Raw genomic sequence first — 20178 nt, forward strand, 5'->3', positions numbered from 1 at the left:
AATGACTGCGCGTACGAATCGCTGTGTTGCTCGAATGCTCAGAATCCTCACATATCCCTCATATGCTCCGGTTCTTGCGCTTCGAGCGCCTTGCGCTTCATTCCGCTCGCTCATTGCCTTTGCCTGAAAGGAATGATCCATGCCCGTTTCAACGACGCCGCAGGGCACGCCCACCTGGCGCCTGCGCACGACCCGCGCCCAGTGGCTGGGCTATCTGGCCTGGCTAGCCGGCGCCTGCCTGTTCCTGCTCTGCTGGAAGCTGATCTCCGACAACACCATGTGGGTCTTCGTGGAGGATGCCGGCCGCCAGGGCAGCGACCTGATCAGCCGCATGCTGCCGCCCCAGTGGGAGATCGCCCACCGGCTCTGGAAGCCGATGTGGGACACCCTCAACATTGCCACCCTGGGCACCCTGCTGGGTATCGCCATGGCCTTTCCGGTGGCCTTCCTGGCCGCCCGCAACACCACGCCCCACCCCCTGGTGCGCAGCGCCGCCCTGGTGATCATCGTCTCGTCGCGCTCCATCAACTCGCTGATCTGGGCCATGCTGCTGGTCACCATCCTGGGGCCGGGGTGCTGGCCGGCATCATCGCCATCGCCCTGCGCTCCATCGGCTTTATCGGCAAGTTGCTCTATGAGGCCATCGAGGAGATCCACCCCACCCCGGTGGAGGCGATCAGCGCCACCGGCGCCGGCCGCCTGCAGGTGATGAGCTACGGGTGCTTCCCCAGGTGATGCCCGCCTTTGCCGGCATCAGCGTCTACCGCTGGGATATCAACATTCGCGAGTCCACGGTGCTGGGGCTGGTGGGGCAGGCGGCATCGGGCTGCAGCTCAACGCCGCCATCAACAGCCTGGCCTGGAATCAGGTCAGCGTGATCTTCGTGATGATCTTCGTCACCGTGCTGGCTTCGGAGTGGATCTCCGCCCGGGTGCGCCACGCCATCATCTGAACGTGAACAGGAGCACCACCATGCGCTTTCCCGATGCCGAGGTGACTACCCTCGACCTGGTCCGACACGGCGAACCGGTGGGGGGCCGGATGCTGCGCGGCACCACCGACCACCCCCTAAGCGAGCAGGGCTGGCAACAGATGCAGGCGGCCGTCTACGCCCTGACAACCGACGGGGCGGCCCCCGGGATGCCATCGTCACCTCGCCGCTGTCGCGCTGCCGCGAGTTCGCGCTGTGGCTTGGCGAGCAGCATGACCTGCCGGTGACGGTGGAGCCTGACCTGGCCGAGATGGCCCTGGGCGACTGGGAGGGCAAGACCCACGAAGAGGCACGGGCGCTCGAGACGGACGAGGATCGCCAGGCAGCGCTGTGGGCCGACCCCAGCCGCACCTCGCCGCCGGGCGGCGAAGCGGTGGCGGCCTTCGACGCCCGGGTGGGCGGCGCCTGGGAGGCGCTGCTGGCACAGCCGCCCGGCCGGCATGTGCTGGTGGTCTGCCATCTCTTCGTCACCAATGCCGTGCTGCGCCAGGTGCTGGCCCAGCCGCTCTCGCGCATCCTGGCCTTCGATCTGCCCTACGCTGCCACCTGCCGCATTCGCCACGAACGCCACGCTCTGGGCGAGACCAGCCTGGTGGAGTGGGTCGGGCGATGATGGCGTGGCCAGCCAGATAAAGTGGATTAGTGCAATGGCCCGCTGCCCGGGAGGCAGACGACTCACTGCCGCACCCCTAGGCGTGCCACTACTCGACGGTTGATCATCATGACTCTCTGGATCGCCACCCTGCTCGGCACCATACAAGGCGTCTTCATGTTTCTACCGGTCAGCTCTACCGCCCATCTGGTGCTCACGCAGCACTGGCTGATCGGTCAGGGACACCGTCTGCCGGCCCCGGACAGCGCCGAGATGATTCTCTTCGACCTGGTGGTGCATGTCGGCACCCTGGTCTCCATCGCCCTCGTGTTTCGATCGAGTCTGGTGCGCCTGAGCGTCGGCATCACGCGCCAGAGCCTCGAGTGGGCCTCTCGGCGCGGCTCCCTGGGCGTGAGCTGCTCTATCTGCGCCTGGCGCTGCTCTGCGTGCTGTCGGTGGCGGCCACCGCCGCGGTGGGGCTGCTGCTCAAGACCACCTTTGAGCGGGTCTTCGCGCTGCCCATGCTGGTGGTCGGCACCCTGACGCTGACCGGGCTCCTGTTGTGGTGGACCGATACCCTCGGCGCTCGCCCCCGGGGGCTGCGCCAGATCACGCCGCGCAATGCCCTGGTCATCGGCGCGGCCCAGGGGCTCGCGCTGGTGCCGGGCTTTAGCCGCAGCGGCCTGACCATCTCCGCCGCCCTGCTGAGCGGGCTCAAGCGCCGCTGGGCCGCGGAATACAGCTTCTTCCTGGCGATCCCTACCATCCTGGCCGCCACCGGCGTGCAGGCCGTCGAAGTGGCCCGCAACGGCGGGCTCGGCGAACTCGACTATGCCGTGATGCTGACCGCCTTCGTGGTGGCCGCCGCCGTGGGCGCCCTGGCCCTGCGTCTGGTGCTCTACTTCCTCTACCGCGCCCGCATGAAGGTCTTCTCGTTCTACCTCTGGGGCCTGGCCGCCGCCGTGCTGCTGGGCGTGATCAACCTTGGCTAGGGGTGGCGGTCCCTGGGGAGGCGAGCCTTGGTCAGGCCGTCGCTGCGCACGCATCGAAACAGGCAGAACACGGCCAGGGCGCCGGTTGCCGTGGGCAGCAGGAAGCCCACGGCGTAGCTGCCGGTGAGCCAGACGATCAGGCTGAACAGCGCCGGCCCCACCAGTACCCCCATGTAGGTGAGCACCAGCACGGCAGCGGTGGCCTCGCCCACCTCGCCGGGCTCGCAGCGCCGCGCTACCTCTCCCAGGTAGACGCCGTTCCACCCCACCGCTGTGGCGCCGGCCACCACCATTAGCGTGATCGTCAGCCAGGTTGGCACCGCGGGGCCGAGCGCCGCCAGCAGGAAAAAGATCACCGCAATGATCCCGGCGAGGCCAAACAGCACCGGCAGGCTGCCGCCCAGGCGGTCGGCCAGCGCCCCCCACGCCAAGCGGCCCGATACCCCGGCCACGTGCACCAGGGAGACCACGGCGCCGGCCACCACCAGGCTTAGCAGCAGCTCCTCGACCATGTAGGCCACCGCGAAGCTGAGCAGCGAGAGCTGGGCGGCCGAGAGACAGAAACCGGTGGCCCCCAGCCAACGCATGGACGAATAGCGGCGCAGCACGCCCAGGCTGCCGGCCCGCTGTATGCGCACGCTGGCATCCCGGCTGGCATCCCATCGCTCGCGGCGCGGCTGAAGCAGCAGCAGGGTGGCCAGGCAGGCCACCCCCACCGCCAGGAAGGCCGCTTGCCAGTTCCAGATGGATGCCAGCGGGGGGGCCATCAAACCGGCAAGCACGCCGCCCAGGGGCACGCCGGTCTGCTTAATCGAGTAGACAAGGTTGCGCCGTTCCGGCGGGGTGAAGCGGGAGAGCAGCTCGGCGGCCGCAGGGCTGGTGACACCGTAGGCAAGGCCCAGCAGCAGGGTGGTGGCCAGCAGGGCCAAGGGCGTACCGATCAGCGCCAGCGCACAGCCCCCCATCACCAGCGCCATGGCCAGCTGGCTGGCCCGGCAGCCCCCCAGGCGTCTGGATAGCACCGCTGACTGCAGCGAGGCGAGCATCGCCACCCCGTAGAGCAGGCTGACCTGCAGCCCCACCCAGCCGGTGGGTATGCCAAAGGCCGCCGCCACCTGAGGCGCCAGGGTCGGCACCAGCAGCATGCCCCCGCTGCACAGGACCTGCACCCAGGTCGTGGCGGCAAGGACCCGCCAGCCTTCTCCGCGAACGTGCAGCGACAAAGCGTCAGGAGGCGAGGCAGACATGGCAGGCTCCGGTCATAACAGGGAAAACCGTTAGCCTACACACAATTTTTCGCCTTTAGCCAACGCCATTGGCGAAGGCTGCATTCGTCATCTGAGTTCTGGCAGCCAGAGCGGCACACGACCGAGACACCGTGTCCTCAGCTGGAGTTCCCCGCGCGACGCCTGTGGTGGCGACGATCGACGAAGAGGCTGTTGCCGGGCCGGCGTTTGGCCTGGGCCTTGAGTTCGGAGAGCTCGGCGGCAAGCTGTGGCGGCGCCAGTGCTTCACCGGCCGCTATCGGCCGCGCCGCCAGCGACAGGCTGACCAGTGGATGAAAGACCTGCTCACCCCGGCGACTCTCACCTACCATGCCGCCGGCAGCGCGGTGCTCAGGACGATAGAACTCGGGCACCAGAGCGGCGAAATCCGCGAGTATCGCCTCGCAGTTAGCTCGCCAGTCATCTCCCCCGAGCAGCAGCATGAAGTCATCGCCGCCCACATGCCCCAGGAAATCATCGGCATCACTCAGGCGCGCCAACAACAGTCGCGACAGTGACAGGATCATCCGATCCCCTTCGGCATAGCCATAGCCGTCGTTGTAGGCCTTGAAGTTATCCAGGTCGGCAAACACCGCCACCAGGGCCTGCCCCTGACGTAGTCGCTCGGTCAACGCTTCCTGAATCAGGATATTCCCCGGCAGGCCGGTCAGCGGATTAGCGTTGCGGGCCTGGCGCACCTGGATGGCGGTGATCTCCCGCAGCAGGTCGATGATATTCCCCATGCCTCGGTAGCGCCCCGTATCGTCGACGACTACGAAGTCCTCCTGCTGCAGCCCACGGGCATCGGTAATGCGCTGGCTGAGTACTTCCAGGGACGTATCCTGAGGCACGCTGAGCAGGTGACGATCGGCAATCTGATCCACCTCTGTTCTGGCGTGCAGAGCATGACTGTAGGGATTGGTGAACAGCGTCAGGAATTCGTGACGACGCACCACCGCCAGTGGGCGGTCAGCCTCCACCACCGGCACGCAGCGAAGCTCGGGCTGGGCACGGAAGCGCTCTACCAGGGACAGAACCGGCAGCCTCGGCGAGACAGGGTCCACCTGCGCAACAATCGTGCTGGCACTGCGTCGCGGTGACTGTGCCGTCAGGCCGTGGCTGGGCAGCAGCGGCGACACCTGGCGCGGTGGCTCGGCACAGGGTCGGGCGAAATAATAGCCCTGCAGCAGCACGAGCCCACGGTCCAGCTCCCAGAGACAGCGCTGCTCCTCGGCGGTTTCGACACCTTCCGCAATCAGTTCACATCCCAGGCTGCGGGCCACGTCCAGCAGCGAGCGCAGGAACTCGCGCTTGTCGGGAGAACTATCGATCCCGGCGACGAAGTGACGATCCAGCTTGACCATGTCCGGACGCAATTCCGCCCAGTGGCGAAGGCTGGAGTGACCCGCCCCCAGGTCGTCCAGGGCCACTCGAAAGCCCATCTCCCGATAGTGGTCCATGGCCTGTCGCATCGCTTGGTAATCCGCGATGGGAAGATGCTCGGTAAGCTCGATTACCACCCGCTCCGGTGCCAGCCCACCTCTATCCAGATAGGCCAGGGTCAGCCCCTCTCGAAAGTCACGCTCCAGCAGGGTCGAGGGCATGACATTGAGGAACAGCTTTCCTCCAAGCCCCAGCGCCACAAAACGTTCGATGGCCAGCCGCCGGCAGAGCAGGTCCAGCTCCACTAGCAGACCGGCCTGCATGGCGCTCTCGAAAAGCCGCTGGGGAGCGTGCAGCGGTGAATGCTGTGGACCACGAATCAACGCCTCATAGCCGTGGATGCGGCGTTGCCCCATATCGACGATGGGCTGGAAGTAGGGCGTCAACTGCTCCCCAACGATGATCGCCTCCAGCAGGTGTTGCTCGCTCGGTGTCATGCCCGCACTCGTCGCCATGAAAAGCCATAAGGATGCGGCAGTGCGATGGCAAATCCATGACAGTCGAAGCGTGTCACTGAAGCATCGCCATGGACACGAACTCTCATCAGCCCCACCGCGACCGACCAACGCCCCGAGGCAGGCTGGATACATGATGTCAGCCACCCACCATCACCTAACCGACATTTTTCTGCCACCGCGATGTCATCGCCTGTCACTAATATCGGCGGGAAAAGTGTTCATTTTCATCATTGGCCCATGGGTCGCCGCAGACGCAAGGAGAGCATCATGCCCGCATTTTCATTGAAAGGCCTGGCCGCCGGCATCGCCGCAGCCAGCCTGTCGCTGTCCGCTCATGCCACCGTGGAGGTGCAATGGTGGCATGCTATGGGCGGCGAACTCGGCGAGATACTGGAAGGCATCACCGAAGACTTCAACGCCTCCCAAGAGGAGTATCGGGTTCGCCCCAGCTACCGGGGCAACTACACCGAGACCATGACCGGTGCCATCGCCGCCTTCCGCGCCGGCCAGCATCCCCACATCCTGCAGGTGTTCGAGGTCGGAACTGGCACCATGATGGCCGCCGAAGGCGCCGTCTATCCCGTTTACCAGCTGATGGAAGACCATGGCCGAGCCTTCGATCGGGAGGCCTTCCTGTCGGCAGTGGTGGGCTACTACACCGATACCCGCGGCAACATGCTCTCCTTTCCCTTCAACTCCTCCACCCCGATCCTCTACTACAACCGCGATGCCTTCGAGGCGGCGGGGCTCGAGGGTGCGCCGCAGACCTGGGAGGACGTCGAAGCCTATTCACGCCGGCTAAGCGAGCAGGATGCCGCCAGCTGCGGCTTCACCACCTCCTGGCCGAGCTGGGTGATGCTGGAAAACTTCTCCGCCATGCACGACTCGCCGCTGGGCACCCTGGAAAACGGCTTCGGCGGCCTCGAAACGGAGTTCGTTTTCGATAACGAGCTGGTGGCCCGCCACTGGGACAACCTGAAGACGTGGCAAGACGAGGGCGTGTTCCGCTGGGGTGGACCGGGACCGGGCAGCGACGCCGCCCCGATGTTCTATTCCGGTGAGTGCGCCATGTTCTTCGGTTCTTCGGCAGCCCGTGCCGGCGTGCTGGCCAATGCCGATTTCGCGGTCGGCTACGGCATGCTGCCCTACTACGCCGACGTAGAGGATGCGCCGCAAAACTCCATCATCGGTGGTGCCACCCTATGGACGCTGCGCGGGCACAGCGAGGAGGAGTACGCAGCCGTGGCGGCCTTCTTCGATTACCTCTCCGAGCCTGAGGTGCAGGCCGACTGGCATCAGCGCACCGGCTACCTGCCGATCACCCATGCCGCCTGGGAGCTTAGCGAGGCACAGGGTTTCTATGCCGAGAACCCGGGCACCGAGATCTCCATCGAGCAGATGACCCTCAACGAGCCAACCGAGAACTCCAAGGGGCTGCGCTTCGGCAACTTCGTGCAAATTCGCGACATGATTTCCGAGGAGATGGAAGCGGTGATGGCCGGACGCAAGAGCGGCGAGCAGGCCAGCGCCGATGCGGCACGGCGCAGCAATGCCCTGCTTAGGGATTTCCAGCAAGCCAATCAATAAGAACAGCCCTTTCGCGCCGCCCTCCCCTGGGAGGGGGCGCCTTTTTCATCGTCTTGCCGAGCAATAAATCATGCAGACCAAACGCATGACGTTTCCCGGTCGCTGGCTGCCCTATGCGTTGCTGGCGCCTCAGGTCATCATCACCCTGATCTTCTTCATCTGGCCGGCGGGACAGGCGCTGTACCAATCGCTGCTGCGCGAGGATGCCTTCGGCCTGAGCACCACCTTCGTCGGGCTGGCCAATTTCTCCCGGCTGTTCGAAGACGCCTACTATCTCAACTCCCTCTCGGTCACCGCCGTGTTCGCCTTGGGCACGACCCTGCTCTCGATGAGCGCGGCCCTACTCCTGGCAGTCACCGTCAACCGAATGCTTCGCTCCCGAGATGGCTACACCATCCTGCTGGTGTGGCCCTATGCCATCGCACCGGCCATCGCCGGTGTGCTGTGGTGGTTCATCTTCAACCCCTCCATTGGCATCGTGCCCTACGTGCTCGACATGCTGGGCTACCGCTGGAACCACCGCACCTCGGGCACGGATGCCATGATCCTGGTGATCATCGCGGCGGCCTGGAAGCAGATCGCCTACAACTTCCTGTTCTTCCTGGCCGGGCTCCAGTCGATCCCGCAGTCGCTGATCGAGGCCGCAGCCATCGACGGTGCCGGTCCGGCCAAGCGCTTCTGGACCATCGTCTTCCCGCTGCTCACCCCCACCACCTTCTTCCTGCTGGTGGTCAATGTGGTCTACGCCATGTTCGACACCTTCGGCGTCATTCATGCCACCACCCAGGGAGGCCCGGCCCAGGCGACCAACATCCTGGTCTACAAGGTCTACGCCGACGGCTTCGTGGGCATGAACATCGGCAGCTCGGCTGCCCAGTCGGTGATCCTGATGGCCATCGTCATCGCGCTGACGGTGATCCAATTCCGCTTCATCGAACGCCGCGTCAACTACTGATTCCAAGAGGCACGCAACATCATGGTCGAAAACCGGCCCTGGGGCAACCTGGTTGCCCATCTGATCATCATCCTCGGCGTGGCCCTGGTGCTGTTTCCGGTCTACGTGGCCATCGTCGCCTCCACCCAGGGGCCGGGCGAGTTCCTGCGCGGCACCCTGCCGCTGGTACCAGGTAGCCACGCCCTGGAGAATTACCGCGCCATGTGGCAGACCGGCCTCTCCCGCGCCGGTGCCCCGCCGGCAGGCCAAATGCTCTGGAACAGCCTGGTGATGGCGCTGGCCATCACCCTCGGCAAGCTGTCCATCTCGCTGCTGTCAGCCTTTGCCATCGTCTATTTTCGCTTTCCCTTCCGGATGTTCTTCTTCTGGATCGTCTTCATCACCCTGATGCTGCCGGTGGAAGTACGCATCATCCCCACCTTCCGCGTGGTGGCGGACCTCGGCATGCTCAACAGCTTCGCCGGCCTCTCCATCCCCCTGATCGCCTCGGCGACCGCCACCTTCCTGTTCCGCCAGTTCTTCATGACGGTGCCGGAAGAACTGCTGGAAGCCGCCCGCGTTGATGGCGCCGGGCCGCTGAAATTCTTCAAGGACATCCTGCTGCCGCTGTCGGTGACCAACATCGCCGCGCTGTTCGTGATCATGTTCATCTACGGCTGGAACCAGTACCTGTGGCCCCTGCTGATCACCACCGACCCCGACTACTACACCATCGTCATGGGCCTGCAGCGCATGACCACCGCCGCCGACGGCGACCCGCAATGGCACCTGGTGATGGCCGCGGTGGTCATGGCCGCGCTGCCCCCGGTGCTGGTGATCCTGTTCATGCAACGGCTGTTCGTGAAGGGCCTGACCGAGACGGAGAAGTAAAATGGCAAGTATCAAGCTGGAAGGCCTGAAGAAGACCTATCCCGGCGATGTCCAGGCGGTCAAGGGCGTCGACCTGGAGGTGGCGGACGGCGAATTCGTAGTGCTGGTAGGCCCCTCGGGCTGCGGCAAGTCGACCCTGCTGCGCATGGTGGCGGGTCTCGAGACCATCAGCGAGGGCCGGCTGACCATCGGCGAGCGGATAGTCAACGACCTGGAGCCCGCCCAGCGCGACATTGCCATGGTGTTCCAGAACTACGCCCTCTATCCCCACATGACGGTGTTCGACAACCTCGCCTACGGACTGAAGAATCGCGGCTTCAAGCGCGACGAGATAGAGCGCCGGGTGCGCGAGGCGGCACGTATGTTGGAAATCGAGGAGTTCCTCCCGCGCAAGCCACGCAAGCTCTCCGGCGGCCAGCGCCAGCGGGTGGCTATGGGCCGGGCGCTGGTGCGCGAACCCGCCGCTTTCCTGTTCGACGAACCGCTCTCCAATCTCGATGCCAAGCTGCGCGTGCAGATGCGCGTGGAGATCAAGCAGCTCCAGCGTCGCCTCAAGACCACCAGCCTCTACGTCACTCACGACCAGCTCGAGGCCATGACCCTGGGCGACCGCCTGGTAGTGCTCAACGGCGGTCGCATCGAACAGGTCGGCACACCCATGGAGATCTACGCGCGCCCGGCCTCCCTGTTCGTGGCCACCTTCATCGGCTCGCCGGCGATGAACCTGATTCCGCTGGACTATCTGCGTGAGCGGGGCAATGGACTACTCGAGGACCTGCCCACAGGCACCGATATCGTCGGCATCCGCCCCGACGACCTGCACATGCAGACCCCGAGTGGCCCACATCTGGTGGTGGACTCCACCCTGGAGCTGTTCGAGGCCGCCGGCGCTGAGAGCCACCTCTACGTGCGCCTGGCCGGCAGCGACCAGTCCAGCGTGATTCGCACCGCCGGCCAGCCGCCGGTGGCGGAAGGCGAGACCCTGCGCTTTTACGTGCGCCGCGAAGCGCTGCACCCCTTCCACCGGGAAAGCGGAAGGCGCACCGACAAACCCACCCGACAGGAGGCCGCATGATCCACAAGACGCCGCTAATCGACACGCTCAAGCAAGCCGCTCAGGCGGCCGGCGAAATCCTGCGCGAGGGTTATCAGGCCGCAGGCACGATCGATTTCCAGTGCAAGGGCGCCTCGGACTTCGTGACCGACTACGACAGGGCGGCAGAGCGGGCCATCATCGACACCGTGCGTCGCCACCATCCTGAGGTGGGTTTCCTGGGGGAGGAGACGGGCGCAACGCCAGCCCAGGACGGCACCCTCGTGGTGGTCATCGACCCGTTGGATGGCACCAACAACTTCCTGCACCGCGTGCCTCACTTCTCGGTGTCCATCGCCGTGCAAGAGGGTAACCAGCTGACCCATGGGGTGGTCTACCAGCCGCTGCTCGACGAGATGCTGTGGGCGGTCAAAGGACAAGGCGCCCACCTTGGCAGCCATCGTGTCGTCGCTTCTCCAGCCCGCCCCATGCCGGAAATGCTCCTCGCCACCTGCCTGCCGTATCACGCCAAGGGCGACTGCCCTACCAGCCTGCGCCAGCTCACGGCACTGATGCCGACCGTGGCCGGGATTCGGACCCCCGGCTCGGCAGCTCTGGAGATCGCCTACACCGGCCTTGGCCGTTTCGATGCCTTCTGGTCCCAGGGCGCCAGGCTCGACCTGTGGGATGTGGCCGCCGGTATCGTCTTCGCCCGGGAGGCAGGCCTTGTCGTGACTGACCTCGAGGGCAACACCGATCCCGCCGAATGGCACAGCCTGCTGGTGGCCCATGCCGAGCGGCACGATGCGCTGCTCGAAGCCTTGCTGAAGGCAGGCTGACCACCTCGATACACTTGATGCCTTGCCCGGCCCGACTCGTCACCCTGCTGTCATCCTCCGTCGTTAGCGTCTAGAGACCTAGACCCTTCGACAGGAGACAGCCCGATGCCACGGCGACAGCGCGAACCGCTGAGTGACGAGGAGGTCGAGTTCCTGGTCCAATTGGCCAATGGCAATGCCCTGGCCCAGCACCGTCGCCGTGAGCGCGAGCGGCGACGCTCAAGATGTGAGCAACGGCCCGACAATCGCAAAAACGACTGACGCACCACGGACAAGAGGGTCGACTGCCATGAAGCATCTCTACTTGATTCGACATGCCAGGGCGAAACGAACTGGCGATATCGAGGATCGCCAGCGTCCGCTGAGCGCCCGAGGCCAGCGCCAGGCAGCGGCCATGGCCCCGGCGCTGAGGCAACTTGGTGCCTTTTGCGGAGACATCCACGTCAGCTCGGCCCTTCGGGCTCGGCAAACGCTAGAGGCACTGGATACCGCTCTGCACGAGCTGGATCTGGTAAAGCGGGCACGGTGCCATGACGCCCTTTACACCTTCGAGGAAGAAGCGCTTCACCGATGGCTCCAGGCCGTTGATCCTGCGGTCGATCATCTCGCCTTGATCGGCCATAATCCTGCCCTGCTGGCACTGGCCCAACGTTTGAGCGACGAGGTGCCCAAGCGGCTACCGACCGGTGGGCTGATACACCTCGCCCTGCCCATCGACACCTGGCACGATCTGGGCCGCTGCCAAGGGGAGGTCCGCCATACGCTCTCGCCTCTGGAAGCGAGTCATACCCTGTTCCAGCGTAAGGCGCCTGAACCGCCGCGCCTCGACAAGCTGGAGACGGCCACGCGCATCCAGTATCGACTGGCATACCAGTACCGCATGATCCGATCCCTGGAAGCCGGTGCAAGCGCCGGGCACGACCCCGAATTCCTGCACCAGTATCGGGTCAACCTGCGACGCAGCCGAGCGGTGGGAGAGGCGCTGAAAGCCATTCTTGACATCCCGGGGCTCAAGCGTGCGTTGAAAGGGCTGCGTCGTCATGCACAGGCCACCAGCGACTTGCGCGACCTGGAGGTAATGCTGGATGACCTGAGCCGGCGGTCTAACGATGCCCCCCGGAAAGCACGGGAGCCGATAATTGCCTGGCTGCGTGCCGAGGCACAGAGGGCGCGCCAGGCGTTCAGGGAAAACTTGCGAGGGCGACGCTATGCTCGCGACATGCAGGCATGGAGGGAGCTCATCGACTCTGGGACTTTGCCAAGGCACTCAACCGCCTGAAGAAACCTCAGGTCGATCAGGTCTTGCACGAGCAACTGGCCCGCCATGATGCGCTCCTTAACTCTCTCGACGAAGCCTCTCCGGATGCGGCACTGCATCGGCTGCGCAAGCAGGTGAAGCGCATCCGCTATCTCGCCGAGTTGGCACCGGAAAGGCACCGGGGCCTGCTCGACCAGCTCAAGGGGCGCCAGGAGCGGCTGGGAGAGTTTCAGGACCTCTGCACGCAGCTGGCCTGGTTCGAGGCCTTTCGTCAACAGGCATCGCCCTCTCGGGAAACTCTTCAGGCGCTGCGTCATTGGCAAGCACGACGCGAGGAACGCAAGGCCGCGGCACGGCACGCCATCCTGAGGCTCGGCGCCCTTGCCAGCAAGGACGCCCTGTGAATCCTCCTGAGCGGCGAAAGCCACCAGGCTCTGCCCTTGACGACCGCCGCACCGCTAAGCTGGAAGGCTTAGAAAGCACCGTCGGCACACTGCAGGCAAGTGAGGCCCAGGCGACGCCACTGCGCCACCACGGCATCGCGATCATCCAGGACTAACCAGGGGATGAAGCCGTCACAGCGCATACGCTCAAGCAGCCGGGATTTTACGACTTCGTCGGCGAGGTGATCATCACCCTGGTCTCGCAGGTAGAGGCCGTGGTAGGGAATCTCTTGCTCCATCAGCCAGCGCCGGGTGTGCTCGCGATAGCCATCGGGCCGACCACTGCAGATCACGATGCTCTGGCCCTGTTCCGCCAGGATGCGTACCAGTCTCACGACCGGCTCGATGGCCGGGGCCTCGGCCATATGCGAAAAAAATGGATCCCACTGTTTTTCCGGCCCCAGCACCCAGGCCCCTCCCGGCCGGGATTGAACTCTGCCAGGGTGCCGTCGACATCGACGATTACTGCGTTATCTTGCATGCTGATGTGCCTCATAGCGGTGTATTTGCCAACCCAGAACGCCGGGCGACATCAAGTACGGGGTGGCGTTGGCCAGCCGCGGGCCGTGCGGCGTGCCGATCAGTTGGGCGCGGATGGCCCGAAACACCCCCGAGTGAGCCACAATCAGCGGCAGCTCCGCGCTTGCCAGCACGCCGTTGAGCGCCGTCAGCACCCGGGCCTGAAAATCCGCCCAGCTCTCGCCGCCGGGTGGCGTGGCTTCGTAGGCCGGCTGCTGCGTCAGATGCATCTGGTCCAACTGCCCCCAGTCGCGCTCGTCGAGCCCGCTCAGGCGCGTGGCCTGCTGGCCGGGCACCGCCAGCTCCGCGGTGTGCCAGGCGCGTTGCAGGGTGCTGGTCACGACCCGGCTCCAGGGTCGCTCCAGCCAGGCGCCGGCCCGGCGCGCCTGAGCCTCGCCCAGCGCCGTCAATGGCACGTCGATGCGCCCGCAGATGCGCTGCTCGCGATTGAGCCGGGTCTCGCCGTGGCGAATGAAGACGAAGGGCCTAGCCAGCAACATCGCTTTCCTCCGCCGCGTTCACGGCCAATCCTGTCGGTAGTTGCAACATGTTGCTTACCTCATGGGTTTGGGAAGTGAACAGTGGAATCGCCCGTATGGCCCGGAGCCGATGCACCAGTACGCGCAGGTGCGACAATCGCAGGTGGACGTTCCAGCGTCGCCAGTCGACCTCACCCGCTGCGCGCTGACGCTGTCGTCGGGGGTGAGATAGCCGGTATGAAGCAGGCGATGAATCGGCCAGTCATCCGGGTCGTCGTCGCAGTCTTCCACCAGCCACAGTCTGGGCGAGGTCGAATGCGAGGCCTCGAGCAGCCGGCGAATGGCCGCGTCGTGTTCCACCCGGCGCAGCGTGGCGGGCAGGCACAGCAAGCGTTCGAGCCCCACCCGACAGGCGTCGTCCAGGTTCCAGTCGATGCCGAGCCGCGGCGCCATGGCATCGAGCCACAGCGCCATCTCCAGCGCGCGACCCGAAGCCGGCACCGGCATTACCCGCGGTTCGCTCAGCTGCTGCGCAAGGGCGTCTCGGCACTGCGCCTGGGGCACATCGTAGAGCCCGTAGGAAGCATCCAGCAGCGCAACGCAGGCCGGCGGCGGCTCGTCGAAGGGAAACAGCAGCGATTCCAGGCAGGCATCACCGCTGTAATAAACGCCTTGACCAACACCGAGATGCAGCCATACACCGCCCAGCGAATGCCCCGCCTGGCCAGTGGTAACCGTAATGCCAGCAATCCGACACTCGCCGCGTGCGGGCAAGGGACGCCACTCACGCCCCTGCGGCAGGGCAGCCGCCACCGGGGCCGTACAGTAGAGCGGCAGCTCGGCGGGCAACGCCGCCACGCCGCCGATATGATCGACATGGTCGTGGCTGATCAGCACCGCATCGACATCCAGGCCCTTGGCCCATTCGCTCGACTGCCCCGGGTGGAGGGCACCGCCGGCATCGAGCAGCAGGCGCCTGCCCTCGGCCTCGACCAGGATGGCGGCCGGGGCCTTCTCGCCCAGTCCGCTGAGCACTTCGATACGCAGGCTCATACGTCGGGCTCCAGGCACCATCCCTCGTGCAGCACAACCGTCACCTCCTGCCCCATGGCAGGCGCGGCATGATGATAGGCCAGCAGCGTCTCACCGCTTTCGAGACGCAGGTGCAACTCGTAGCGCTCGCCACGGAAGGTCACGCTCTCCACCCGCGCCAGCAGGCCCCGCCCTGCTGAGTCATCAGGCAACACCATGACATGCTCGGGACGCACCAGCACCGACTGGGTACGCTCGCCGGAAACGGCGGCAAGCCCGCGCATCAAGGCAGCCTCTTCCAGGCGCCGGCCCGGCCGCCCCGCCGCCACCCGGAGCAGGCTGCCCTGGCCGATGAAGCCGGCTACCCAGGCACTGAGTGGCTTGCGATAGAGCGCTTCGGGCGTGGCCCATTGCGCCAGCCGGCCGTCACGCATCACGGCGATGCGATCAGCCAACGACATCGCCTCGCTCTGGTCATGGGTGACGTAGATCATGGTGGCCCGGGTGCGGCGATGAAACTCCCGAAAGCTTTGCTCCATGGACGCCCGAAGGTGGCGATCGAGGTTGGCCAAGGGTTCGTCGAGTAGCACCACTTGCGGATCGGTGACCAGGCAGCGGGCCAGCGCCACGCGTTGTCGCTGACCGCCGCTCAGCGCCTGCGGCGTGCGCTCGGCGTAAGGAGCGAGATCCACCATCGCCAGCGCCTGTTCCACCCTACGGCGGTAGGCCTCGCCCGCTAGACGCCGCAGCTTGAGCGGGTAGCCGACGTTATCGGCCACGCTCATATGCGGCCATAGGGCGTAGGACTGGAACACCATCGCCATGTTGCGCTGTTCGGGCGGCACATGGTGCTCACGGCTGGCCAGTGTGCGCTGCCCCAGGCGAATTTTGCCCTCGCTGAGTGACTCGAAGCCGGCCAGCATGCGCAGCATGGTGGTCTTGCCGCAGCCGCTGGGGCCGAGCAACGCGACGAACTCTCCCGGTTCGATGTCCAGCGAGAGGGCCTCGACGGCGGACTGTTCGCCGAAGCGCTTGGTAACCCGATCGATTATCAGCTCTGCCATGGCACGACTCCCTTGGGCAGGCGAGGCGCCAGCACGCTGAGGAGTAGCATCAGCGCAGCGATCATCGCCACCACCAGCACCGACACCGCTGCAGCCAGGACGCTCTCGCCACCCTCCGCAAGATTGAAGATCAGAACGCCCAGGGTCTCGCTGCCGGCACTCCACAGCAGAGCCGAGACCGTCAGCTCGTTTACCGCCAGCAGGAACACCAGCAGTCCACCCGCAAACATGGCCGGAGCCACCAACGGCAGCACGATGCCTACCAAGCGCCGCCAGGGTCCGGCACCTGCAAGCTGGGCGGCCTCCTCCAATGCAGGGTCGAGCTGGGAAAGCCCCGCGGACACCGGCTTGAGGCACACCACCAGAAAGCGCATCAGGTAAGCGACGAAGATCAGCCCCAGGGTGCCGTAGAGGGCTACGTTGACCACCGGAATAGGCCGCACGAAGAGCAGGATGCAAGCCACCGCCAGCACCACACCCGGCAGCGCGTAGGGTAGCTCGATGGCACTCAGCGCCAGGTTCTGCCAGCGCTGGGGAAGACGCTGCAGGCGGTAGGCCAGTGGCAGGCTACACAGCATCAGCACCAGCGCGGCCCCTCCCGCAAGCCTCAGGCTATTGTGCACTGCACGCCAGGTCGCCCCCTGGCGTCCGATCACTTCGTGATAGGCATTCAAGGTGGCGGTCTCCCAGGAGAGCGGCACCCCCACGGCAGGCACCAGCGAGCTCACTATCAAGGCGGCCAGGGGTGCGACCAGAATCGCCATCAGCACAGCGACCAACAGTGCGGTCACCGCGCTGCGCCAACGCCCCAGCGAGAAGTCGTGGGCACGTCCGGCATGGCCCACCAGGCCGAATCGGCTGCGCTTCATCCACGCCTGTTGCAGTGCCACACCGGCCAGCGCCAGAAAGCCGATCAGCAGCGACAGCGAGGCCATCTCGGCCAGCACGCCGGTGCCGAAGCTGGCCATGCGCTGGTAGATCAGGGTCGGCAGCACATAGTAGCCGGCGGGGATGCCCAACATGGCCGGGATGCCGAAGTTGCCCAGGCTGGAGATGAACGCCATGGCACCGCCGGCGATCAGGCCGCCGCGAGTCACCGGCAGGATGATATGGCCCCACACCTGGGTCTGGCGGGCGCCGCTGATTCTGGCGGCCTCGACCAGCTCACGGGGGAGGGAAAGCAGTGAGGTGCGTAGAGCCAGGAACACCAGCGGCGCACTCTGGATGCCCAGCAGCAGGGCAATGCCCTCGGCGGAGTACAGGGGCTGCGGGCTGCCCAGCGGTGGCGCCATGCCGATGCTCTTGAGCAGCGGACTGGCCGGACCGAAGAGCTGCAGCCAACTCAGCGCCGTGACCTGGGGCGGAATCATCATGGGCAGCATGAAGCAGAACACCAGCCAGGCCTTGCCGCGAATATTGGTCAGCGTGACCACGAAGGCGAACAGGCTTCCCAGCGCCAGGGCAATCAGCATGCCCAGCCCCGAGGTATAGAGGCTGCGCCAGAGTGCCCGCCAGGTGCTCTCGGCCTGCAGCACTCGCCATAGCGGTGCCTCGTTGCCCTGGGCCAGGTCGCCCAGCGCTTCCATCAGCAAGCGCAGGCTGGGCACGAGGCTGAGCGCCACGATAGTGATGGTTAACAAGGTGAGCAGCCAGCGTTGCTGGCTGCCGTCAGTCAGACTCGGTGTCATGATCAGCTACCGAAAAGGTCGCCAAAGCGCTGCTTGAGCTCGGCTTCCCTGGCCAGGGCACTCTGGGTATCCAGCGGCATCAGGGCGATATCGTCACGCGCGGGGAAGCCCTCGGGCGGCGCCACCTCGGGATGTGCGGGCAGGTAGCCCTGCTCGCTGACCAGCTCCTGCCCTTCACGCGAGAGCACGAAATCGACGAACTTCTGCGCCGCTTCGAGATTCCTGGCCTGCTGCATGATGGCGACCGGCTCGGTCACGGCGCTCACGCCCTCTTCGGGGAACACAAACGCCACCGGCGAGCCCTTGGCGGCCTCACGGATCGGCAGGAAGTCCACCACGATGCCATAGGGCTTGTTGCCTGCCGCCACGGCATTGAACACGCCGCCGTTACCGCCCTGGGCCTCGGTGCGGTTGGCCTGCAGCGCCTCATAGTATCCCTCCCCCAGATCAGGATGAGCCTCCACCGCCGCCATATGAATCAGCGCGGCGCCCGAGTAGAGGGGGCTCGGCATGGTGACCTGCCCAGCGTATTCGGGCTGGGTGAGCTCCTCCCAGCTCTGCGGCTGTCGATCGGCACCGGTGTTGTAGACGATACCGGTGGTGATCAGCTTGGTGCCGTAGTAGTAGCCCTCCGGCTCATACAGTTCGGCAGCATAGGCCTCGCGCTCGGGGCTGAGGTAGCCCTGCAGATGCCCCTCCTGCTTGAGTGACACCATGGTCATGCTGTCGGCAATCAGCAGCACGTCGGGATTGCTGACGCCGGCCGAGAGCTCGGAGCGCAGACGGGTCATCAGTTGCGTAGTGCCGTCGCGCACCCACTCCACCTCGATATCCGGGTGGGCGGCACGAAAGGCATCGACGGTCTGCTGGGCATCGCTGTTGGGCTGGCTGGTGTAGAGCACGAGCTTGTCGCTGGCGAGTGCGGGAAGAGCCAGGCCGGCCAGTATTGCGGCTGCGGAAAGAGCGGTAATCGAGGGGCGCTTCAACATGAGAAAATCTCCTGAGGTTGGGCCCCATCAACATTACTGTCATCGCCTTACAGCAAAGTGACACCAACGTTTCGTTCGACAAGCCATGTGCTTCGCATCACTTCTTTTTCCTTTCGTTTGGAGATGGCATGAACAAATTTGAACGGCATAGAAAGTTGCTGGAGGAGGTGAATCAGCATGGCCGTCAGCCGCTGGAAACTCTGGCACAGAGGTTCGGGGTATCGGTCCAGACCCTGCGGGGGGATGTGCGCCACCTGGCCGAGAAAGGCCTGGTACTGCGTCGTCATGGCGAGGTCTTACCGTTTCCCGAACGAGAGAACATTGGCTACGACCGGCGAAAAATCATCAACGAAGAAGGCAAACGCCAAATTGCACGACGCGCTGCCACATTGATCCAGAACAATCAGTCGCTGTTTCTGGGCACCGGCACTACCGTCGTGCAGCTCACCGAGATGCTGCGTGACAAACAGGGCCTCCAGATCATGACCAACAACCTGCATGCAATGATTCGGCTGTGTAGCATGGAGGCCGAGCTAATAGTGGCGGGAGGACGCGTACGCCAGAGGGACCAGGACGTGATAGGCGGTGATGCTTGGCGTTTTTTTCACCGCTATCGGGTCGATGTGGGCATCGTCTCAGTGGGCGGAATGGATAGCCAGGGGCAGCTATTCGACTACAATGACGACGAGGCGATGGCTCGCGAGGCACTGCTCACAAACGCCGCCTATCGCATCCTGGTTATGGACAGCACCAAATTCGATCTCCCGCTGCGCAGAGCTGCGGGTGAACTCGCCGATTACGATGCCGTTATCACCGACATTCCGTTACCCGACCAACTGCGAAGCCCGCTGGCGGCAAAGGGTATACATTGCGCCTCGGCTAGCGCCTCACGATAACCTGGCTAAGTAGAGCAGGCTGACTTACAGCCCTACCTAGCCAACCAGTATGCCGAAGGCTTCATTCATCATCTGATGTCTGGCTACCAGGGCAGCGGCTCGCCGTTGCTGTGCCAGAAGGTGCCGGAGGTGGAGAGCGTCAGCGTCGCGATGCGCTCGGCGATACCGGCGGCGGCCTCTTCCGGGGTGATCAAGCCGCCGAAGTTGACCATGCGGGTCTGCACATAGCCGGGGTGGAGCTGGATCACCGCGATGCCGCGGGGCGCGAGGTCCACGGCCAGGGACTTGCCGAAGGCGTTCAGGGCCGCCTTGGAGGCGCGGTAGCCGTAGCGGCCGCCGGAGTCGTTGTCGGCGATGGAGCCCATACGGCTGGTGATGTTGGCCACCTTGCTGCCCTCGCCCAGGTTATCGAGCAGCGCCTCGGTCACCCGTAGCGGCGCGTAGGCGTTGATCTCCATTTGCTCGCGGATCGAGTCGAAGTCGATCTCGCCCAGCACCTCGTCCCTGAGCAAGCCGGCGTTATTGATCAGCAGCGTCAGGCGCTGCCCCGCCAGCTCGTCGGCCAGGCGAGCCACGTCATCGGCGCGGGTCACGTCGATGCCTTCGATCAGCCGCTCCGCGACCTCGGCCAGCTCGTGTGAGGCCTCGCGGCAGACGCCGATTACTGCCCAGCCCTCGGCGCGATAGTGGCGGGCCAGGGCCAGGCCGACGCCGCGATTGGCGCCGGTGATCAATACGGTGGACGTCATGGCAACTCCAGTATGGGAATGATCGGTGCCCTAAAG

General features: G+C 65.1%; 24 protein-coding genes. 15 read left to right on the forward strand and 9 right to left on the reverse strand.

Annotation, left to right across the window (positions count from 1 at the left end; all coding sequences use genetic code 11):
* Positions 1-139 precede the first annotated feature (139 nt).
* The 6 genes from ACSJDS_RS20395 (at position 140) to ACSJDS_RS20420 (ending at position 2575) form a co-directional block, all read left to right on the forward strand.
* Positions 140-709, forward strand: coding sequence for a PhnE/PtxC family ABC transporter permease (locus ACSJDS_RS20395; RefSeq protein ID WP_473034818.1), 570 nt, complete (start codon positions 140-142; stop codon positions 707-709).
* Positions 710-719: 10 nt separating this feature from the next.
* Positions 720-878, forward strand: coding sequence for a hypothetical protein (locus ACSJDS_RS20400; protein ID WP_473034819.1), 159 nt, complete (start codon positions 720-722; stop codon positions 876-878).
* Between the two features lie 94 nt (positions 879-972).
* A complete protein-coding gene (locus ACSJDS_RS20405; protein ID WP_473034820.1) occupies positions 973-1218 on the forward strand; it encodes a histidine phosphatase family protein in 246 nt (81 codons plus the stop codon).
* On the forward strand, positions 1185-1604 hold the full coding sequence (locus ACSJDS_RS20410; RefSeq protein WP_473035093.1) for a histidine phosphatase family protein: 420 nt from the start codon (positions 1185-1187) through the stop codon (positions 1602-1604). The genes ACSJDS_RS20405 and ACSJDS_RS20410 overlap by 34 nt, the downstream gene beginning before the upstream one ends.
* A 108-nt stretch (positions 1605-1712) precedes the next feature.
* On the forward strand, positions 1713-2126 hold the full coding sequence (locus ACSJDS_RS20415; RefSeq protein ID WP_473034821.1) for an undecaprenyl-diphosphate phosphatase: 414 nt from the start codon (positions 1713-1715) through the stop codon (positions 2124-2126).
* Positions 2030-2575: an undecaprenyl-diphosphate phosphatase gene (locus ACSJDS_RS20420; protein ID WP_473034822.1), complete on the forward strand. Its 546-nt coding sequence runs from the start codon at positions 2030-2032 to the stop codon at positions 2573-2575. Before ACSJDS_RS20415 ends, ACSJDS_RS20420 begins: the two co-directional genes overlap by 97 nt.
* On the opposite strand, the gene ACSJDS_RS20425 is transcribed toward ACSJDS_RS20420, so the two are convergent.
* Together ACSJDS_RS20425 and ACSJDS_RS20430 are read right to left on the reverse strand one after the other, a co-directional pair.
* The gene (locus ACSJDS_RS20425) at positions 2572-3822 is read right to left on the reverse strand and encodes an MFS transporter (protein WP_473034823.1); all 1251 of its coding nucleotides are present in this window, start codon (positions 3820-3822) and stop codon (positions 2572-2574) included. The two genes, ACSJDS_RS20420 and ACSJDS_RS20425, sit on opposite strands and share 4 nt — an antisense overlap.
* A 137-nt stretch (positions 3823-3959) precedes the next feature.
* Positions 3960-5720: a GGDEF domain-containing protein gene (locus tag ACSJDS_RS20430; RefSeq protein ID WP_473034824.1), complete on the reverse strand. Its 1761-nt coding sequence runs from the start codon at positions 5718-5720 to the stop codon at positions 3960-3962.
* Between the two features lie 288 nt (positions 5721-6008).
* Here ACSJDS_RS20430 and ugpB point away from each other — a divergent pair, with 288 nt between their 5' ends.
* The 8 genes from ugpB (at position 6009) to ACSJDS_RS20470 (ending at position 12687) form a co-directional block, all read left to right on the forward strand.
* On the forward strand, positions 6009-7328 hold the full coding sequence (gene ugpB, locus ACSJDS_RS20435) for a sn-glycerol-3-phosphate ABC transporter substrate-binding protein UgpB (RefSeq protein WP_473034825.1): 1320 nt from the start codon (positions 6009-6011) through the stop codon (positions 7326-7328).
* A 70-nt stretch (positions 7329-7398) separates the two neighbouring features.
* On the forward strand, positions 7399-8283 hold the full coding sequence (gene ugpA / locus ACSJDS_RS20440; RefSeq protein ID WP_473034826.1) for a sn-glycerol-3-phosphate ABC transporter permease UgpA: 885 nt from the start codon (positions 7399-7401) through the stop codon (positions 8281-8283).
* A gap of 21 nt (positions 8284-8304) precedes the next feature.
* Entirely contained in the window at positions 8305-9153 is an 849-nt protein-coding gene (ugpE, locus tag ACSJDS_RS20445; RefSeq protein WP_473034827.1) for a sn-glycerol-3-phosphate ABC transporter permease UgpE, read from the forward strand.
* A 1-nt stretch (position 9154) separates the two neighbouring features.
* Positions 9155-10228 carry a sn-glycerol-3-phosphate import ATP-binding protein UgpC gene (locus tag ACSJDS_RS20450; protein WP_473034828.1) on the forward strand — a complete coding sequence of 358 codons (1074 nt, stop codon included), beginning with the start codon at positions 9155-9157 and terminating at the stop codon, positions 10226-10228.
* Positions 10225-11025, forward strand: coding sequence for an inositol monophosphatase family protein (locus tag ACSJDS_RS20455; protein ID WP_473034829.1), 801 nt, complete (start codon positions 10225-10227; stop codon positions 11023-11025). The genes ACSJDS_RS20450 and ACSJDS_RS20455 overlap by 4 nt, the downstream gene beginning before the upstream one ends.
* A 105-nt stretch (positions 11026-11130) precedes the next feature.
* Entirely contained in the window at positions 11131-11286 is a 156-nt protein-coding gene (locus tag ACSJDS_RS20460; RefSeq protein WP_473034830.1) for a hypothetical protein, read from the forward strand.
* Positions 11287-11314: 28 nt separating this feature from the next.
* Complete coding sequence (locus ACSJDS_RS20465; protein ID WP_473035094.1) at positions 11315-12304, forward strand: CHAD domain-containing protein; 990 nt, start codon at positions 11315-11317, stop codon at positions 12302-12304.
* 23 nt (positions 12305-12327) lie between these two features.
* Positions 12328-12687: a CHAD domain-containing protein gene (locus ACSJDS_RS20470; protein ID WP_473034831.1), complete on the forward strand. Its 360-nt coding sequence runs from the start codon at positions 12328-12330 to the stop codon at positions 12685-12687.
* Positions 12688-12755: 68 nt separating this feature from the next.
* Here ACSJDS_RS20470 and ACSJDS_RS20475 read toward each other — a convergent pair whose 3' ends face one another.
* The 6 genes from ACSJDS_RS20475 to ACSJDS_RS20500 form a co-directional block, all read right to left on the reverse strand.
* Positions 12756-13133: a phosphatase domain-containing protein gene (locus ACSJDS_RS20475; protein WP_473034832.1), complete on the reverse strand. Its 378-nt coding sequence runs from the start codon at positions 13131-13133 to the stop codon at positions 12756-12758.
* Between the two features lie 63 nt (positions 13134-13196).
* Positions 13197-13745 (reverse strand): histidine phosphatase family protein, encoded by a 549-nt coding sequence (locus ACSJDS_RS20480; protein ID WP_473034833.1) that lies wholly within the window; start codon positions 13743-13745, stop codon positions 13197-13199.
* 54 nt (positions 13746-13799) lie between these two features.
* Positions 13800-14777 (reverse strand): MBL fold metallo-hydrolase, encoded by a 978-nt coding sequence (locus ACSJDS_RS20485; RefSeq protein WP_473034834.1) that lies wholly within the window; start codon positions 14775-14777, stop codon positions 13800-13802.
* A complete protein-coding gene (locus ACSJDS_RS20490; RefSeq protein ID WP_473034835.1) occupies positions 14774-15820 on the reverse strand; it encodes an ABC transporter ATP-binding protein in 1047 nt (348 codons plus the stop codon). The genes ACSJDS_RS20485 and ACSJDS_RS20490 overlap by 4 nt, the downstream gene beginning before the upstream one ends.
* Positions 15808-17508, reverse strand: a complete 1701-nt coding sequence (locus tag ACSJDS_RS20495) for an ABC transporter permease (RefSeq protein ID WP_473034836.1) — start codon at positions 17506-17508, stop codon at positions 15808-15810. The genes ACSJDS_RS20490 and ACSJDS_RS20495 overlap by 13 nt, the downstream gene beginning before the upstream one ends.
* A 2-nt stretch (positions 17509-17510) precedes the next feature.
* A complete protein-coding gene (locus tag ACSJDS_RS20500; RefSeq protein WP_473034837.1) occupies positions 17511-18497 on the reverse strand; it encodes an ABC transporter substrate-binding protein in 987 nt (328 codons plus the stop codon).
* A 128-nt stretch (positions 18498-18625) separates the two neighbouring features.
* On the opposite strand from ACSJDS_RS20500, the gene ACSJDS_RS20505 reads away from it, so the two are divergent.
* Positions 18626-19393: a DeoR/GlpR family DNA-binding transcription regulator gene (locus tag ACSJDS_RS20505; protein ID WP_473034838.1), complete on the forward strand. Its 768-nt coding sequence runs from the start codon at positions 18626-18628 to the stop codon at positions 19391-19393.
* 83 nt (positions 19394-19476) lie between these two features.
* Here the strand turns inward: ACSJDS_RS20505 and ACSJDS_RS20510 are convergent, their stop codons facing one another.
* Positions 19477-20142: an SDR family oxidoreductase gene (locus ACSJDS_RS20510; RefSeq protein ID WP_473034839.1), complete on the reverse strand. Its 666-nt coding sequence runs from the start codon at positions 20140-20142 to the stop codon at positions 19477-19479.
* Between the last annotated feature and the right edge of the window lie 36 nt (positions 20143-20178).

The sequence above is a fragment of the Halomonas sp. SL18_1 genome (assembly GCF_055755715.1).